The sequence below is a fragment of the Stenotrophomonas sp. 63632_Sma genome (genome assembly GCF_056482875.1).
The window spans coordinates 2,935,069-2,952,873 of the sequence record NZ_CM151220.1; the positions used below are offsets into that span (position 1 = coordinate 2,935,069).

The window sequence follows — 17,805 nt, forward strand, 5'->3', positions numbered from 1 at the left end:
CGGCCCCTCCCCTACTGCTGGACAGTTCGTTGATCGCACACGCTTCCCGCTCGTTGAGCATTATCGGTGCCGGCCTTGCCGGGTCCCTGCTGGCCATCCTGCTGTCACGCCAGGGCTGGCGCATCACCTTGTACGAACGCCGCGGCGATCCACGCGTGGCCGACTACGAGAGCGGCCGCTCGATCAACCTGGCGTTGGCCGAGCGTGGGCGCAACGCACTGCGTCAGGCGGGCGTGGAAGACGAGGTGATGGCGCGCGCGGTGATGATGCGCGGGCGCATGGTGCACCCGCGCGAGGGCGAACCGCAGCTGCAGCGCTATGGCCGCGACGACAGCGAAGTGATCTGGTCGATCCACCGCAGCGACCTGAACACCACGCTGCTGGAGCTGGCCGAACAGGCCGGCGCCACCGTGCACTTCCATCGCCGCCTGCACACCGTCGATTTCGATGCGGGTTACGCACGCTTCATCGATGACCGTGACGACAGCCCGCACGACATCCGTTTCGACACCCTGATCGGTGCCGACGGTGCCGGTTCGGCACTGCGTGCGGCGATGAACCGGCGCGCGCCGCTGGGTGAGGACATCGCCTTCCTCGACCACTCCTACAAGGAGCTGGAGATCCCGCCGGCTGCCGATGGCAGCTTCCGCATCGAGCGCAATGCACTGCACATCTGGCCGCGCGGCCACTACATGTGCATCGCCCTGCCCAACCATGAAGGCACCTTCACCGTCACTCTGTTCCTGTCCAACCAGGGCGACCCCAGCTTCGCCACGGTCAACACCGGCGCACAGGCCGAGGCGCTGTTCGCGCGCGAGTTCGCCGACACCCTGCCGTTGATCCCGAACCTGCGCGCGGACTGGGAGCAGCATCCGCCGGGCCTGCTTGGCACGCTCACTCTGGAACGCTGGCACCAGCAGGGCCGCGCCGTGCTGATCGGCGACGCCGCGCATGCGATGGTGCCGTTCCATGGCCAGGGTATGAACTGCGCGTTCGAGGACTGCGTTGCGCTGGCCCGTCACCTGATGGAGGCCGATGATCTGGAAGGCGCGTTCGCCGCGTTCGAAGCCGAGCGCAAGCCAAATGCGCGCGCAATCCAGCAGATGGCGCTGGAGAACTACCTGGAGATGCGCGACCGCGTGGCCGATCCCGCCTTCCTGCTGCAGCGCGAGCTGGAACAGGAACTGCAGCGGCGCTGGCCGACCCGCTTCGTACCGCACTACACGATGGTCACTTTCCTGCACACGCCGTACGCCGAGGCGCTGCGCCGCACCGAACTGCAGCGCGACATGCTGGTGGCCGCCACCGCCGGTCACGATTCACTGGACAACATCGACTGGACCGCACTGGAAGCACAGATCCACGCCCAGCTGCCGGTCCTGGAGGGCGCGCACTGATGGCTGACAGCTTCCTGTTCTACGACCTGGAAACCTTCGGCCAGGACCCGCGGCGCACGCGCATCTCGCAGTACGCCGCCATCCGCACCGACGCCGACCTCAACGAAATCGACACCCCGGTCAGCTTCTTCGTGCGCCCGGCCGATGACCTGCTGCCCTCGCCGATGGCCACGCTGGTCACCGGCATCACCCCGCAGCAGGCACTGGCCGAGGGCATCAGCGAGGCCGAGGCCTTCGATCGCATCAACGAGCAGCTGTCGCGCCCCGGCACCTGTGCGCTGGGCTACAACACGCTGCGCTTCGACGATGAGTTCGTCCGCTACGGCCTGTTCCGCAACTTCCACGACCCGTACGAACGCGAGTGGCGCAACGGCAATTCGCGCTGGGACCTGCTGGACATGCTGCGGCTGATGCGCGCGATGCGCCCGGACGGCATCCGGTGGCCGCTGCGCGAGGATGGCGCCACCTCGTTCAAGCTCGAGCACCTGGCCGAGGCCAACAACGTGCGCGAAGGCGATGCGCACGAAGCGCTGTCCGACGTACGCGCCACCATCGGCATGGCACGCCTGTTCAAGCAGTCGCAGCCACGGCTGTGGGAGTACGCGCTGAAGCTGCGCGACAAACGCTTCGTCGGCAGCCTGCTGGACGTGGCCGCGATGAAGCCGGTACTGCACATTTCCATGCGCTACCCGGCCAGTCGCCTGTGCGCAGCCCCGGTGCTGCCGCTGGCCGCGCACCCGACCATCAACAACCGGGTGATCGTGTTCGACCTGGAAGGCGAGATCGACGACCTGCTGGAACTGCCGGCCGAGGTGATCGCGCAGCGCCTGTACATGCGCGCCAGCGAGCTGCCCGAAGGCGTGGCGCGGGTGCCGCTGAAGGAAGTACATCTGAACAAGGTGCCGGCGCTGATCGCCTGGAACCACCTGCGTGCCGATGACCACGCGCGCCTCGGCCTGGACGTGGCCGCGATCGAGGCCAAGGTGGAACGCCTGCGCGCGTTCGCCCCGCAGCTGGCCGAGAAGGCCCGGCAGGTCTACAACCAGCCCCGCGCCGCCACCGTGGCCGATGTCGATGCCTCGCTCTACGACGGCTTCCTCGGCAATGGCGACAAGCCGCTGCTTGCGCTGGCACGCACCACCGCGCCGGAGCAGCTGGCCGCGCTGGAAGGCCGCTTCCGCGACCCGCGCCTGCCGGAGCTGCTGTTCCGCTACCGCGCGCGCAATCATCCCGACAGCCTCGCGCCGGCTGAACGCCAGCGCTGGCAGGATTACCGCCGCCAGCGCCTGCTCGGAGACGGCGGGCTGGGCGAACTCAACCTGCCCCAGTACCAGCAGCAGCTCGATGCACTGGCCGCTGAAGCGCCCGACGATGCACGGCGCCAGGCCCTGCTGCAATCGCTGCGCGACTGGGGCCAGAACCTGCAGGAGACCTTGTGAGTACCTATTTCTCGGACGCCAGCTTCAAGTTCCTGCGCAGCCTGGCGCGGCATAACGACAAGGCGTGGTTCAACGACCACCGCCAGCAGTATGAAGACCACGTGCGGCAGCCATTCCTGCGCCTGCTGGGTGACCTGCAGCCGGCGCTGGCCGAGGTCAGCGACCACTTCCGCGCCGATACCCGCGGCGTCGGCGGCTCGCTGTTCCGCATCCATCGCGACGCGCGCTTCTCCAACGACAAATCCCCGTACAAGACCTGGCAGGGTGCACGCCTGTTCCATGAGCGCCGCCGCGAGGTGGCCGCGCCCTCGTTCTACGTGCACCTGCAGCCGGGCGAGAGCTTCGTCGGTGCCGGCCTGTGGCATCCGGAACCGGAGACCCAGCGCCGCGTGCGCCACTTCATCCTCGACAACCCGGGCAGCTGGAAGGCCGCAGCGCATGCACCGGCCCTGCGCAAGCGCTTCGACTTCGAAGAGAGCGAGAAGCTGGTGCGTCCGCCGCGCGGCTTCCCGGCCGACTTCGAATTCATCGACGACCTCAAGCACCGCAACTGGGTGATGTGGCGCTCGCTGGACGACGCCACCATGACCAGCCCGCGCCTGCTGTCCACGCTGGGCAAGGACCTGGCCGCGCTCGGCCCGTTCGTCGACTACCTGTGCGCGGCGCTGGACCTGGAATTCTGATGCCGTTGGCACAGCAACGCCGCACGCTGGGCCGCACCGGCCTGGCGGTTTCGCCGGTGGGCCTTGGCTGCTCCGGCTTCTGGGGGCATCGCCGCTTCCCGGAACAGTCGGCCGCGCACGTGGTCGAGCATGCACTGGCACAGGGCGTGAACCTGTTGGACACCGGCCACAACTATTCCGGTTTCCACGCCGAGCCGCGACTGGGCCGCATCCTGCGCCCGTTGCTGAAGCGATACCCGCGCGAGTCGCTGGTGATTTCCAGCAAGGGCGGCACGCTGACCGGCCAGGCCGGCGTCAGCGGCGCCGAGCAACGCAATTTCTCGCCGGCAGCCATCACTGCCAGCTGCGAGGCCTCTCTGCGCAACCTCGGCCTGGATTACCTGGATATCTACCAGCTGCACGGTGCCAGCCAGCACGACATCAACGATGACCTGCTGGCCGCGCTGCAACGCCTGCGCGAACGCGGGCTGATCCGGCACACCGGCATCAATACGCACACGGCATCGACCCTGCGCTGGATGATCGACCATCCCACGCTGTTCGACGTGGTGCTGCTCGATTACAACGCCCTGCAGCAGGACCGTGAACCCCTCATCGACCAGTTGCACGCGGTGGGCATCGGCGTACTGGCCGGCACCGTGCTGGCGCAGGGCCATCTGCTGCCACCACGCCCGCGCCTGCCACGACCGGCGGATGCCTGGTACCTGGCCAGGGCCTGGCTCAAACCGAGCAGCCGCACACTGATGCACAGCGCACGCAACATGCGGAAGGCACTCGCCGCCATCCGCAGCCAGCGCCCGGCCCAGACCGCGTTTGCCTACGCCCTGGGCCATCCCGGCGTGGCCAGTGGCATCCTGGGCACCACCCGCACCGGCAGCCTGGACGAAGTACTGGCGACGCGGCTTGAGGCACTGACCGCAGCCGAACGCCAGCAGCTGGTGGACGCCTTCGGTGATGGCCGCGGATCTCCCAGTCATTGAGTCTTCACCCCATGCTGCTGCGGTTGCGGCAGTCTGGGCGGCATGAAGAAACTCACCGCACTCGTTGGGCTGCTGGTCCTGGCCTTGGCCGCCTGGTGGTTCGGCGGCCCGTACATGACCGTCAATGGCCTGTCCAAGGCCATTGAGCAACGCGACACCGCGCGCCTGGAGCGTTACGTCGATTTCCCGCGCGTGCGCAGCAGCCTGCGCGCGCAGCTCAATGACTATCTGGTGCGCCAAGCCGGCCCGGATGTGGCGGCCAGCCCGTTCGGTGCCCTGCTGTACGGGCTGGGCGACCAGCTTGGTGGTGCCGCGGTGGACACCATGGTGACCCCGACCGGGATCGGCGCGATGCTGCAGGGTCACGTGCTGTGGAAGCGCGGCCGCAATGAACTGCAGGGCGGCGATGCCTTCGGCGCGACCGAACCCGCACGGCCGCTGAAGCATGCCGAACATCATTTCGAAGCGCTGGACCGCTTCGTGATCGATGTCGATCGCGGCCCCGGCCAGCCGCCGATGAAGGTGGTGCTGGAACCGCAGGGCCTGCGCTGGAAAGTGGTGGACCTGCAGCTGGGGATGTCGGGCAGCCCTTGACGGGACCCGTGGCCTGACGGCAATGCCAACCAAGGTTGGCGACTACCGGGGTACAGCGCTCTGGTAGATGCCCACCTTGGTGGGCACGGATGCATGGCAGTGCCAACCAACGGTTGGCACCCACCCGTCGTGGCCTCAGCTCTCGTTGGCGACACCATGCGGCACGTGGCCGGCGGCTACATGCTCTCGGGCGCTGTCGATGTTGTGCTGCGAATCATCGAAGAAGATGTCGGCGCCGAACGCCTGCAGGAACGGGCCCTTGTGGCGGCCACCGAGGAACAGCGCTTCGTCCAGGCGCACACCCCACTCACGCAGGGTGCGGATCACCCGTTCGTGCGCAGGTGCCGAACGCGCGGTCACCAGTGCGGTGCGGATCGGTGCACTGTCTCCGGCCGGGAACACTTCCTGCAGCGTGTGCAGCGCCGACAGGAAGCCACGGAACGGCCCGCCGCTGAGCGGCTCTCGGGCGCGCTCGCGTTCGTGGCGGCCAAAGGCTTCCACGCCCTGCTCGCGCGAAATGCGCTCACTCTCGTCGCCGAAGATCACGGCGTCACCGTCAAAGGCGATGCGCAGCTGGCCGGCCGGGCGACCGGTATCGATCTGGTCGGCCGCCGCAGCGGCGGTCTCGCCCGGCGGCTTGGGCAGGATGGTCGCCGCCGCGATGCCATGGCGCAGCGCGCTGCGCACCGATTCGGGGTTGGCCGACAGGAACAGGTCGGTGCCGAATGGCTTCACGTACGGCCAGGTCGGCTCGCCGGCGGTGAACGTTGCGCGGATGATGCCCAGGCCGTAGTGCTGGATCGAATTGAAGATGCGCAGGCCGGTATCGGCCGAATTGCGCGACAGCAGGATCACCTCGACCCGCGGGTTCTCCGGGCTGGCGCCCTGATTCAGCGCCAGCAACTTGCGCACCACCGGGAAGGCCACGCCGGGCCCGAGGATATCGTCCTCGTGCTGGCGCTGGAATTCGGCATAGGCCGCCACGCCATCGCTCTCGAACAGCGCATGGCTTTCCTCGAGGTCGAACAGGGCGCGCGAGGTCACCGCGACGGTCAGCAAACGGGGGGAGTTGTCGCCCATCGGTGGGGGTCCTTCAAGCGGTCGGCGGGGCCGGCCGCCTATTGTCGTCAAAAAACGAACTGTTCGCTCAGGATCCGGTCTTCCAGGTTGTGCTCCGGGTCGAACAGCAGGGTCACGCGGCGGTCCTTCGACTCGCGGATGGTCACCTCGACCACGTCGCGGGTCTCGTGCGAATCCGCTGTAACGCTGACCGGGCGCTTGTACGGATCAAGCACGCGGAAACGCACCTCGGTGTCGGCCTTGAGGATCGCCCCGCGCCAGCGTCGCGGCCGGTAAGGGGCCAGCGGCGTCAGCGCGATGGTATGCGAGCCCAGCGGCAGCACCGGTCCGTGCGCGGAATAGTTGTAGGCGGTACTGCCTGCCGGGGTGGCCACCAGCACGCCGTCTCCGATCAGTTCGGCCACACGTTCCTGGCCGTTGAGGTCGATGCCGATATGCGCCGCCTGCCGGGTCTGGCGCAGCAGCGACACATCGTTGTAGGCCAGCGAACCGGTACTGGTGCCCGACTCGGTCAGCGCCACCATTTCCAGCGGGCGCAGGTTGGCCGGTTCGGCACGGGCGATGCGGGCCTGCACGTCATCGTCGCCACGGTACTGGTTCATCAGGAAGCCGACGGTGCCCAGCTTCATGCCGAACACCGGCTTGCCCAGGTGCCCGTGCCGATGCAGGGTCTGCAGCATGAAACCGTCGCCGCCCAGCGGGCACAGCACGTCCGCCTGCTCCGGCGCGTGATCGCCATAGCGCGAGACCATCGCGGCGCGGGCCATCTGCGCGGGCTCGGTGGTGCTGGCCAGGAAAGCGATGCGGGGGGTGTCGCTCATCGGTGGATCCGGGGGGAACTGATGAAGAGCATAACCGAGCACCGGGGGTTGGACCGCGTGGGGCGGATGACCGGCATATCCGCCGGAACACGCCGTAAACCCGTCCCTGGGGGCTCGATCGCGCCATCCATGGCGCTCACGGTCTCGGCGGATATGCCGGTCATCCACCTGGCAGGTCGACGGCCGGCGTCGGGTCAGTGATCGCAGAAAAACAGGCAGAAACAGAACGGCCCCGCTTTCGCGGGGCCGTTCCTCCAACTGCTGCAGATCAGGAGCCCCCCTGAGTCAGGGGGGCGCGCCAACGGCGCGGGGGTCTGGGAGCATGGTTGGCATGGGGCCCACGGTTTGCAGAGCAAACCGTGGGGCGTCAGCGCGAATGCGCTTACGCACCATGCGCGGCCAGCTGGCCCAGGCGCTGCACCGCGACCGAGACGGTCGGGTAATCCAGGGTCTTCTGCTCGGCCAGTTCGGCCAGCATCGCCAGGGTGAAGCGCAGGCTGTTGTCGTCGCGACCCATCCAGGCCGCCACCTTGGCTTCAGCACTGCTGCCCTTGGTGCCCAGCACCTGGCCCGCCAGGTTGCGGTGGTTGGCGGCCAGCTCGTCACGCAGCACGCCACGTGCCACGGCGTGCCAACGGCCATTGACCTCCAGCGCGTCGACCTGCTCGAACAGCCATGGCAGCTGCAGGGCATCGCCCAGGCGGAAGTGGACCTTGGACACGTCCACCGGCTTCAGCTTGCGGGTACGGGCCAGTTCGATGATGTCGAACGCCGGCTCCAGGAAGTGCAGTTCGGCCAGCTGCTGTGCCAGCGCGGACGGCAGGCCCTTTTCCTTCCACTCGGCCACCAGGGCTTCGTAGGTCGGACGCTGCGAATCCGGCAGCACACCCGAGGCAACGCGGATGTCGTTGAACGGACCCTGGTAGCGGTTGACCGCTTCGGTGATGCCCGGCATCGCGCCCGGGCGCGACAGCAGCCAACGCACGAACGAACGCTGCAGCTTCCAGATCACTTCCAGTGCGTCGATCTGCACCGACTCCGGCACCTTGCCGTCGAGTGCATCGATCTGCGCCCACAGCGCGCGTGCATCCAGTGTTTCGCGGCTGATGGTGTAGGCCTTGGCGACCTCGGCGATGGAACGGCCGGTGTCTTCCTGCATGCGCATCAGGAAGGTGGCGCCCATGCGGTTGATGGTCTGGTTGGTCACGGCCGTGGCGATGATTTCGCGCTTCAGGCGGTGACGCTCCATTGCGTCGGCGTACTTCTTCTGCAGCGGGGTCGGGAAGTAGCGCTGCAGCTCCTTGGACAGGTACGGATCTTCCGGAATGTCCGAATCCAGCAGCTGGGCGAACGCCACCAGCTTGGAGTAGGACAGCAGCACCGACAACTCCGGACGGGTCAGGCCCTGGCCGCGTGCCTTGCGCTGCGACAGCTCGGCATCGGACGGCAGGAACTCGATCTGGCGATCAAGCAGGCCCTGCTGCTCCAGGGTACGGATGAAGTGCTGCTTGGAGCCCAGGCGCTTGACTGCCATCCGCTCCATCAGGCTCAGCGCCTGGTTCTGGCGGTAGTTGTCGTTGAGCACCAGCTCGGCGACTTCATCGGTCATCGAGGCCAGCAGCTTGTTGCGCTGCTCGACGGTCAGCTTCTTGGCCCGCACCACATCGTTGAGCAGGATCTTGATGTTGACTTCATGGTCGGAGGTGTCGACACCGGCCGAGTTGTCGATGAAGTCGGTGTTGAGCAGCACGCCGGCCTGGGCAGCTTCGATGCGGCCCAGCTGGGTCATGCCCAGGTTGCCGCCCTCGCCCACCACCTTGCAGCGCAGCTCGCCACCGTTCACGCGCAGCGCGTTGTTGGCGCGGTCGCCGACATCGCTGTGCTGCTCGCTGGCGGCCTTGACGTAGGTACCGATGCCGCCGTTCCACAGCAGGTCGACCGGTGCCTTCAGGATCGCGCTCATCAGGTCGTTCGGCGACAGCGCCTTGACGTTCTCGTCCAGGCCCAGCACTTCACGCACCTGCGGGGTGATCTCGATCGACTTCAGGCTGCGCGGGTACACGCCGCCGCCCTTGCTGATCAGCTTGGCATCGTAGTCCGCCCAGCTCGAACGCGGCACGGTGAACAGGCGCTCACGTTCGACGAACGTGGTGGCTGCATCCGGGTTCGGGTCCAGGAAGATGTGGCGATGATCGAACGCAGCGACCAGGCGGATGTGGCGCGACAGCAGCATGCCGTTGCCGAACACGTCGCCGGACATGTCGCCGACGCCGACTGCGGTGAAGTCCTGGCTCTGGCTGTCACGGCCCAGCGCACGGAAGTGACGCTTGACCGACTCCCACGCACCGCGTGCGGTGATGCCCATGCCCTTGTGGTCGTAACCCACCGAACCACCAGAGGCGAACGCATCGCCCATCCAGAAGCCGTGCGCGATGGCCAGGCCGTTGGCAATGTCGGAGAAGGTCGCGGTGCCCTTGTCGGCAGCCACCACCAGGTACGGATCGTCCATGTCGTGGCGCACGACATCCACCGGCGGCACGATCTTGTTGTTGACGATGTTGTCGGTGATGTCCAGCAGGCCCTGGATGAACAGCTTGTAGCAGGCCACGCCGTTGGCGAAGATCGCGTCGCGGTCGCCGTTCACCGGCGGGGTCTTGGCGAAGAAGCCGCCCTTCGCGCCGACCGGCACGATGACGGTGTTCTTGACCATCTGCGCCTTGACCAGGCCCAGTACTTCGGTACGGAAGTCTTCGCGACGGTCCGACCAGCGCAGGCCACCACGGGCGACCGCGCCGAAGCGCAGGTGGGTACCTTCCACGCGCGGGCCGTAGACGAAGATTTCGCGGTACGGGCGCGGCTTCGGCAGGTCCGGCACCAGCGCCGAATCGAACTTGAAGCTGATGACATGGCCGTGCTGGCCGTTGGCATCGGTCTGGTAGTAGCTGGTGCGCAGGGTCGCGTCGATCACGCCCATGAACGAGCGCAGGATGCGGTCCTCGTCCAGGCTGGACACGCGGTCCATCAGCTTCAGCAGCGCATCGCGCGCGGCCTGCATCTGCGCGTCGCGGTCACCCTTGCGGGCATCGACCACGGTCTTGAGCACCTTCAGGGTGGCGTCGTCGCCAGCAGCCAGCACATCGAAGTGGGCCTTCAGCTGGGCCTGGCCGGCGGCGATATCGTCCTTGCTCTCCTGGCCGGTAGCCGGATCGAAGCGGGCTTCGAACAGCTCGACCAGCAGGCGGGCCAGCAGCGGGTAGCGCGCGAAGGTGCCTTCCACGTAGGCCTGCGAGAACGGCACGCCAGTCTGCAGCAGGTACTTGCAGTAGCCACGCAGCATGGCGACCTGGCGCCAGTGCAGGCCAGCGGCCAGCACCAGGCGGTTGAAGCCGTCGTTCTCGGCATCGCCGTGCCAGACGCGGGCGAAGGTCTCGCCGAAGGCTTCATCGACGCTGGCGGCATCGATCGCGCCGGCGGTCGACTCGACCTCGAAGTCCTGCACGTACACCGGCGCGTTGTCGACCGACAGGCGGTACGGACGCTCGGCGATCACGCGCAGGCCCATGTTTTCCATCATCGGCAGCGCGTCCGACAGCGGAATGTCGTCCAGCTGGCGATACAGCTTCAGGCGCAGGCCATCGCCGCTTTCGCGCGGCACGGCCTGCAGGCTCAGGCGCAGGTCGTCCGGGCCGGTCAGGGCATCGAGCTGGCTGACATCGTTGGCGGCAACAGCTGTGCTGTTGTCTTCGATGTAGCCGGCTGGCAGTGCCTTGCCGATACGGGCAGCGATGCGCAGGCCTTCGGTTTCGCCGTGGCGGGTCACCAGCGCTTCGCGCAGGTCGTCCTGCCAGTTGCGCAGCACCTGGGCCAGCTTCTGCTCCAGTTCGGCGGTATCGACGTCCAGCATTTCGCCCGGCTTCGGGCGCACGATCAGGTGCACCTGGGCCAGCGGCGATTCGCCCAGCACCACCGAGCTGTCCACGTACTCGCCGTGCAGCGCGTCCTTCAGCATCGCTTCGATGCGCAGGCGCACGTCGGTGTTGAAGCGCTCACGCGGCAGGTAGACCAGCGCGGAGATGAAACGACTGTACTTGTCACGGCGCAGGAACAGGCGGCTGCGCACGCGCTCCTGCAGGCCCAGCACGCCCATGGCAGTGCGGAACAGTTCGTCCTCGCTGGACTGGAACAGTTCTTCGCGCGGCAGGGTTTCCAGGATGTGGCGCAGGGCCTTGCCGCTGTGGCTGGCCGAGGCCAGGCCCGACTGCTTCATCACGTGCTCGTGGCGCTGGCGCACCAGCGGGATTTCCCACGGGCGACGGTTGTAGGCGCTGGAGGTGAACAGGCCAAGGAAGCGCTGCTCGCCGATGATCTTGCCCTTGGCGTCGAATTCCAGCACGCCGATGTAGTCCATGTAGCCGGCGCGGTGCACGCGCGAACGGGCATTGGTCTTGGTCAGGATCAGCGCGTCCTTCAGCCCGGACGTGGTGTTCAGGCCCTGCGCGGCCAGGGTCTTGACCGGACGGGCGGCGGACTTGTCCTTGCCGCGCATCAGGCCCAGGCCGGTGTCGTTCAGCGGCGCCAGCACCTCTTCCTTGCCCTGCTTCTCGACGCGGTACTCGCGGTAGCCGAAGAAGGTGAAGTGGTTGTCGGCGGCCCAGCGCAGGAATTCCTGTGCTTCCTTGCGCGACGCGTCGTCGACCGGCAGCTGGCGGCTGCCCAGGTCGTCGGCCAGCGCCAGTGCCTTGTCCTTCATCGGCTGCCAGTCGCGCACGATCGCACGCACTTCGTCCAGCGCCTTGCTGATGGCCTGCTCGATGGCCGCCATGGCTTCGGCCGGCTGGCGGTCGATCTCCAGCAGCATCACCGACTCGGCATCACCCTCGCCGACCTTGACCAGCTTGCCGGCCTTGTCGCGGGTGAAGCGCAGCACCGGGTGGCCCAGCACGTGGACGCCTACGCCCTGTTCGGCCAGCGACATGGTGACGGTGTCGACCAGGAATGGCATGTCGTCGTTGACGATCTGCAGCACGGTGTGCGGCGATTCCCAACCGTTGGCCTTCGCGGTCGGATTGAACACGCGGACGTTGGCCTTGCCGGCCTTGCGGGCACGGGCGAATTCCAGCGTCTCAGCCGCGAGAGCGGCCCACTCTTCAGCGCTGTGGTGCGGGAACTCGTCCGACTCCATGCGCTTGTAGAAGTCAGTGGCGAAGGCCACCGCTTCGGCCTGTGCGGCCGCGGGGTAACGCTTGCGCAATGCCGTGTACACCGGCTCCAGGGAGAAACCAGCGGTCACTGCGACCTCCGACTCTGCTGGTTTGGTCTTGTTTTTCACGGTCTTGGCTGCGGTTTTTTGCGGTTTCATGGCAGAGCGATGCGCTTGCTCAGTTGGGAAAATGAAATTGTAGCCCTACCGCACGAAAAGGCCTTGCTGCAGGACGGAATAACCAGATTCGGGTTTGCTGCGGTTTAGACGCCTATTCAGTTCGCACCGGTATGGTGCTGGTGCGCGCTTCAGCACTGCCGACAGGATCGGCAAAGCGTGTTACCGGAAGACACACGCGGCGACGCCGATTCGATTCCACAATCCTGAACTGGACGGTATAGTCCACCGCGTGAACCCGGCCTACCTCCCCGTTGCCCTCGACGCACGCGATGAGCGCGTGTTCGATGCCGTGCGCGAGCTGTTGGCCCAGCAGGGCATGCAGATGAGCATGGACGCGGTGGCCCAGCATGCCGGCTGCTCCAAGCAGACCCTGTACTCGCGCTACGGCAACAAGCAGGAACTGCTGCGCCGGGTGATGCAGCGCCATGTCGGCCACGCTACCGGAGCCATGGTTCGTGCACTCCGCACTGACGACCTGCGTGCCAGCCTGCTCCAGTTCGCCACCGACTTCCTGGAGCATTTCAACCAACCGCACGTAGGGCAGGCCTGTCGGCTGATCGCCGCCGACGCGGCCCAGTTTCCCGAAGAGGCGCGTACGCTGTACCGGCATGGCGCCGGCGCGCTGACGCTTCATCTTGCTGAATGGATTGAAACCGTTTGCATGCGTGGCCAGCTCCGGCATGACGACCCGCACTTCATGGCCGAACTGCTGCTGAGCATGATCGCCGGTCAGGATTTCGACAAACAGCGTTTCCATACCCCCCATCGTGATGACGCGCAGCTGCGTCGGCGCTGGGCAGAGTTCTCCGTCGACAGCTTCCTGCGCGCGTTCGCGCCTCAGCCGTCGGCGGCCCCGTCTTCAAACCAACCCCGGAGTTCCTCCTGATGACCGCCCCACTCCGCACCCTTGCCCTGACGTGCGCCGTTGCTGTCGCGCTGGCTGCCTGCAAGAAGCCGGAACAGCAGACGCCCCCGCCGCCGGAGGTGGGCGTGATCGACGCCAAGCCGCAGACCCTGCCGCTGCAGCGTGAGCTGGTCGGCCGCCTGTCGCCGTTCCGCAGCGCCGACGTCCGCGCGCGCGTGCCGGGCGTACTGCTCAAGCGCGTCTACCAGGAAGGCTCGCAGGTCAAGCAGGGCCAGCCCCTGTTCCTGATCGACCCGGCGCCGCTGCGTGCTTCGCTCAATGCCTCCGAGGCCCAGCTGGCCTCGGCCCGCGCCACCTACGCCAACGCCAAGGTCGCCGCCGACCGCGCGCGTTCGCTGGCGCCGCAGCAGTTCGTCTCCAAGTCCGACCTGGACAACGCCGAATCGGCCGAGCGCACCGCGCTGGCCGCGGTCAAGCAGGCCGAAGCGGCGGTGACCTCTTCGCGCATCAACCTGGGCTACACCGAAGTGACCGCACCGATCAGCGGCGTGGCCAACAAGCAGCAGGTCACCGAAGGTGCGCTGGTCGGCCAGGGCGATGTGACCCTGCTGACCACCGTCGACCAGCTCGACCCGCTGTACGTCAACTTCTCGCTGAGCGTGGACGAGTTGACCCAGCTGCGCGCGCAGCAGGCCAAGGGTGCGCTGGCGCTGTCTGGTGACGGCAAGGCTACGGTCAACGTCAAGCTGGCCGACGGCAGCACCTACAGCGAACCGGGCACGCTGGACTTCTCTTCGACCACGGTCGACCCGGCCACCGGCGCGGTGTCGCTGCGCGCGCTGCTGCCGAACCCGCAGCAGATCCTGCTGCCCGGCGCCTTCGTCAGCTTCCAGGCCAACCTCGGCGAGCGCAACAACGCCTACCTGGTGCCGCAGCAGGCGCTGCTGCGCGACACCACCGGCGGCTACGTGATGGTGGTCGGTGCCGACGGCAAGGTGGTGCGCAAGAACGTGAAGACCGATGGCGCGCAGAACGGCAACTGGCTGGTCAGCGACGGCCTGGCCGCCGGTGACAAGGTGATCGTGGCCGGCGTGCAGAAGGTCAAGGAAGGTGCGCCGGCGGTGGCCAAGCCGTGGACCCCGGGGCAGGACGCCAACGGCAAGCCTGCCGCAGGCGGCGCCGCTCCGGCGGGCGCAGCACCGGCCGCAGGCAAGGCACCGGCCGACGCGGCCAAGCCCGAGCAGGCCGATGCGGCCAAGCCGGCCGCCAACGATTCGAACAAGCAGTAACGGGAACCTTCCGTCATGCCTAAATTTTTCATCGAACATCCAGTCTTCGCCTGGGTGGTTGCGATCCTGATCTCGCTCAGCGGCGTGATCGCGATCCTCAACCTGGGCGTGGAGTCCTATCCCAACATCGCCCCGCCGCAGGTCACCGTCTCGGCGACCTACCCGGGCGCCAGTGCGGACACCACCGAGAAATCGGTCACCCAGGTGATCGAGCAGCAGCTGACCGGTATCGATCACCTGCTGTACTTCAGCTCATCGTCCGCCTCCAACGGCCGCGCGCAGATCACCCTGACCTTCGAGACCGGTACCGATCCGGACATCGCCCAGGTGCAGGTGCAGAACAAGGTCTCGCTGGCCACGCCACGCCTGCCTTCGGAAGTGACCCAGCAGGGCGTGGTGGTGGCCAAGGCCAACGCCGGCTTCCTGATGGTGATCGCGCTGCAGTCCGATACGCCGGCCATCAACCGTGACGCCCTGAACGACATCGTCGGCTCGCGCGTGCTCGACCAGGTCTCGCGTATTCCCGGCGTCGGCAGCACCCAGCAGTTCGGTTCCGAGTACGCCATGAACATCTGGCTCAACCCGGAGAAGATGCAGGGTTATGGCCTGTCGGCCAGCCAGGTGCTCGCCGCGGTGCGTGCGCAGAACGTGCAGTTCGCCGCCGGTGCGCTGGGTTCGGACCCGTCGCCGGAAGGCCAGCACTTCACCGCCACGGTCTCGGCTGAAGGCCGCTTCAGTTCGCCGCAGGAGTTCGAGAACATCATCCTGCGGGCAAATCCGGATGGTTCGCGGGTGCTGATGAAGGACATCGCCCGCGTTGCCTTCGGTGCCAACAACTACGGTTTCGACACCCAGTACAACGGCAAGCCGACCGGTGCCTTCGCCATCCAGCTGCTGCCGGGCGCCAACGCCCTGAACGTGGCCGATGCGGTGCGCGCCAAGATGGACGAGCTGCAGCCCAGCTTCCCGTCCGGGGTGACCTGGTTCTCGCCGTACGACAGCACCACCTTCGTCAAGATCTCCATCCAGGAAGTGGTCAAGACACTGTTTGAAGCAGTGTTCCTGGTGTTCCTGGTGATGCTGATCTTCCTGCAGAACTTCCGCGCCACCCTGATCCCGACCCTGGTCATCCCGGTGGCCCTGCTCGGCACCTTCCTGGGCATGTGGATGATCGGCTTCACGATCAACCAGCTGACCCTGTTCGCGATGGTGCTGGCGATCGGCATCGTGGTCGATGACGCGATCGTGGTGATCGAGAACGTCGAACGCATCATGACCGAGGAAGGCCTGGCGCCGAAGCCGGCCACGCAGAAGGCGATGACCCAGATCACCGGCGCGGTGGTGGCGATCACCGTCGTACTGGCCGCGGTGTTCATCCCGTCCGCCCTGCAGGGCGGCGCCGCCGGTGAGATCTACAAGCAGTTCGCGCTGACCATCGCCATCTCGATGGCGTTCTCGGCGTTCCTGGCTCTGGGCTTCACCCCGGCGCTGTGCGCGACCTTCCTCAAGCCGACGCACAACGACAACCCGAACATCATCTACCGCACCTTCAACAAGTACTACGACAAGATCAGCCATACCTATGTGGGGCACATCACTTCGGCGGTGCGCCATGCACCGCGCTGGATGATCCTGTTCGTGGTGCTGACCGCACTGTGCGGCTTCCTGTTCACCCGCATGCCGGGCAGCTTCCTGCCGGAAGAAGACCAGGGCTATGCGCTGGCGATCGTGCAGCTGCCGCCGGGCTCGACCAAGGGCCAGACCAACGAAGTGTTCGCGCAGATGCGTGGCATCCTGGAAAAGCAGGATGGCTATGAAGGCATGCTGCAGGTGGCCGGTTTCAGCTTCGTCGGTTCCGGCGAGAACGTCGGCATGGGCTTCATCCGCCTGAAGCCATGGGAGGAACGCAAGTTCACCGCGCCCGAGTTCATCCAGAACATGAACGGCGCGTTCTACGGCATCAAGGAAGCGCAGATCTTCGTGGTCAACCTGCCCACCGTGCAGGGCCTCGGCCAGTTCGGCGGCTTCGACATGTGGCTGCAGGACCGCAGCGGTGCCGGCTACGAGCAGCTGACCCAGGCGCGCAACATCCTGCTTGGCCAGGCTGCGCAGAAGCCCGATCATCTGGTGGGCGTACGCCCGAACGGCCTGGAAAACGCCCCGCAGCTGCAGCTGCATGTCGACCGCGTGCAGGCGCAGTCGATGGGCATGTCGGTGTCGGACGTGTACAGCACCATCCAGCTGATGCTGGCCCCGGTGTACGTGAACGACTTCTTCTACGAAGGCCGCATCAAGCGCGTGACCATGCAGGCCGATGGTCCGTACCGCACCGGCCAGGAATCGCTGAAGAGCTTCTACAGCCCCTCCAGCCTGACCACGAATGCCGACGGCACCAACGCGATGATCCCGCTCGATACGGTGGTCAAGTCCGAATGGGTGTCGGCACCGCCGTCGCTGAGCCGCTACAACGGCTACTCGGCGATCAACATCGTCGGCTCGCAGGCACCGGGCACCAGCTCGGGTGAGGCGATGCAGACCATGGAAGGCATCGTCAACGACGATCTGCCGGCTGGCTTCGGCTACGACTGGTCGGGCATGTCCTACCAGGAAATCCTGGCCGGCAACGCGGCGACGCTGCTGCTGGTGCTGTCGATCGTGGTGGTGTTCCTGTGCCTGGCCGCGTTGTATGAAAGCTGGTCGATCCCGGTGGCGGTGCTGTTGGTGGTGCCGCTTGGCGTGCTTGGCGCCCTCGGCCTGTCGATGCTGCGTGGCCTGCCGAACGATCTGTTCTTCAAGATCGGCCTGATCACCGTGATCGGCCTGGCCGCCAAGAACGCGATCCTGATCGTGGAGTTCGCGGTGGAGCAGCGCGCAGCAGGCAAGACCCTGCGCGATGCCACCATCGAGGCGGCCCGCCTGCGCTTCCGCCCGATCCTGATGACCTCGTTCGCGTTCATCATGGGCGTGATCCCGATGGCGATCTCCACCGGCGCCGGCGCCAATTCCCGCCACGCCATCGGTACCGGCGTGATCGGCGGCATGCTGTTCGCCACCCTGCTCGGCCTGCTGATGATCCCGGTGTTCTTCGTGGTCGTGCGCCGCATGCTGGGTGACAAGCTGGATGAGTCCTCCAAGGAATTCATGGAGCGCCAGCGCGACGCGGAAGCCGCGCATCGTCCGGATCGTTGATCCGGTAGTGAGTTGAAACGAAAAGGCCCCGGAGCGATCCGGGGCCTTTTCATTCGTGCCATGAAGCCGGTAGTCGCCAACCTTGGTT

At 66.5% G+C, this 17,805-nt stretch carries 11 protein-coding genes; 8 read left to right on the top strand and 3 right to left on the bottom strand.

What is annotated here, in order from left to right; genetic code table 11:
* Window positions 1–29 precede the first annotated feature (29 nt).
* Genes ACZK45_RS13690 through ACZK45_RS13710 form a run of 5 tightly spaced genes read left to right on the top strand, consistent with a single transcriptional unit; the run spans window position 30 to window position 5,093 of the window.
* A complete protein-coding gene (locus ACZK45_RS13690; RefSeq protein WP_478444832.1) occupies window positions 30–1,397 on the top strand; it encodes an FAD-dependent oxidoreductase in 1,368 nt (455 codons plus the stop codon).
* On the top strand, window positions 1,397–2,836 hold the full coding sequence (sbcB, locus tag ACZK45_RS13695) for an exodeoxyribonuclease I (RefSeq protein WP_478444833.1): 1,440 nt from the start codon (window positions 1,397–1,399) through the stop codon (window positions 2,834–2,836). The genes ACZK45_RS13690 and sbcB overlap by 1 nt, the downstream gene beginning before the upstream one ends.
* Complete coding sequence (locus ACZK45_RS13700) at window positions 2,833–3,519, top strand: DUF2461 domain-containing protein (RefSeq protein WP_346486134.1); 687 nt, start codon at window positions 2,833–2,835, stop codon at window positions 3,517–3,519. The genes sbcB and ACZK45_RS13700 overlap by 4 nt, the downstream gene beginning before the upstream one ends.
* Window positions 3,519–4,499 (top strand): aldo/keto reductase, encoded by a 981-nt coding sequence (locus tag ACZK45_RS13705; protein ID WP_253144061.1) that lies wholly within the window; start codon window positions 3,519–3,521, stop codon window positions 4,497–4,499. Before ACZK45_RS13700 ends, ACZK45_RS13705 begins: the two co-directional genes overlap by 1 nt.
* A 42-nt stretch (window positions 4,500–4,541) precedes the next feature.
* Window positions 4,542–5,093 (top strand): DUF2939 domain-containing protein, encoded by a 552-nt coding sequence (locus ACZK45_RS13710; protein ID WP_071227460.1) that lies wholly within the window; start codon window positions 4,542–4,544, stop codon window positions 5,091–5,093.
* 135 nt (window positions 5,094–5,228) lie between these two features.
* On the opposite strand, the gene ACZK45_RS13715 is transcribed toward ACZK45_RS13710, so the two are convergent.
* The 3 genes from ACZK45_RS13715 to ACZK45_RS13725 form a co-directional block, all read right to left on the bottom strand.
* The gene (locus ACZK45_RS13715; protein WP_087923029.1) at window positions 5,229–6,173 is read right to left on the bottom strand and encodes a 5'-nucleotidase; all 945 of its coding nucleotides are present in this window, start codon (window positions 6,171–6,173) and stop codon (window positions 5,229–5,231) included.
* A 47-nt stretch (window positions 6,174–6,220) separates the two neighbouring features.
* Window positions 6,221–6,994 carry an NAD kinase gene (locus tag ACZK45_RS13720; protein ID WP_006376667.1) on the bottom strand — a complete coding sequence of 258 codons (774 nt, stop codon included), beginning with the start codon at window positions 6,992–6,994 and terminating at the stop codon, window positions 6,221–6,223.
* A gap of 382 nt (window positions 6,995–7,376) precedes the next feature.
* The gene (locus ACZK45_RS13725; protein ID WP_478444834.1) at window positions 7,377–12,353 is read right to left on the bottom strand and encodes an NAD-glutamate dehydrogenase; all 4,977 of its coding nucleotides are present in this window, start codon (window positions 12,351–12,353) and stop codon (window positions 7,377–7,379) included.
* Window positions 12,354–12,603: 250 nt separating this feature from the next.
* Here ACZK45_RS13725 and ACZK45_RS13730 point away from each other — a divergent pair, with 250 nt between their 5' ends.
* Genes ACZK45_RS13730 through ACZK45_RS13740 form a run of 3 tightly spaced genes read left to right on the top strand, consistent with a single transcriptional unit; the run spans window position 12,604 to window position 17,717 of the window.
* Window positions 12,604–13,260: a TetR/AcrR family transcriptional regulator gene (locus ACZK45_RS13730; protein WP_032127669.1), complete on the top strand. Its 657-nt coding sequence runs from the start codon at window positions 12,604–12,606 to the stop codon at window positions 13,258–13,260.
* Window positions 13,260–14,528: an efflux RND transporter periplasmic adaptor subunit gene (locus ACZK45_RS13735; RefSeq protein ID WP_293792733.1), complete on the top strand. Its 1,269-nt coding sequence runs from the start codon at window positions 13,260–13,262 to the stop codon at window positions 14,526–14,528. The genes ACZK45_RS13730 and ACZK45_RS13735 overlap by 1 nt, the downstream gene beginning before the upstream one ends.
* A 15-nt stretch (window positions 14,529–14,543) precedes the next feature.
* Window positions 14,544–17,717 (top strand): multidrug efflux RND transporter permease subunit, encoded by a 3,174-nt coding sequence (locus tag ACZK45_RS13740; protein WP_478444835.1) that lies wholly within the window; start codon window positions 14,544–14,546, stop codon window positions 17,715–17,717.
* Window positions 17,718–17,805: the final 88 nt, after the last annotated feature.

Excerpts from the sequence above, each read along its gene's own strand:
- sbcB (WP_478444833.1), top strand. The coding sequence starts at position 1,397 with ATGGCTGACAGCTTCCTGTTCTACGACCTGGAAACCTTCGGCCAGGAC.
- ACZK45_RS13705 (WP_253144061.1), top strand. The coding sequence starts at position 3,519 with ATGCCGTTGGCACAGCAACGCCGCACGCTGGGCCGCACCGGCCTGGCG.
- ACZK45_RS13710 (WP_071227460.1), top strand. The coding sequence starts at position 4,542 with ATGAAGAAACTCACCGCACTCGTTGGGCTGCTGGTCCTGGCCTTGGCC.
- ACZK45_RS13715 (WP_087923029.1), bottom strand. The coding sequence starts at position 6,173 with ATGGGCGACAACTCCCCCCGTTTGCTGACCGTCGCGGTGACCTCGCGC.
- ACZK45_RS13720 (WP_006376667.1), bottom strand. The coding sequence starts at position 6,994 with ATGAGCGACACCCCCCGCATCGCTTTCCTGGCCAGCACCACCGAGCCC.
- ACZK45_RS13725 (WP_478444834.1), bottom strand. The coding sequence starts at position 12,353 with ATGAAACCGCAAAAAACCGCAGCCAAGACCGTGAAAAACAAGACCAAA.
- ACZK45_RS13735 (WP_293792733.1), top strand. The coding sequence starts at position 13,260 with ATGACCGCCCCACTCCGCACCCTTGCCCTGACGTGCGCCGTTGCTGTC.
- ACZK45_RS13740 (WP_478444835.1), top strand. The coding sequence starts at position 14,544 with ATGCCTAAATTTTTCATCGAACATCCAGTCTTCGCCTGGGTGGTTGCG.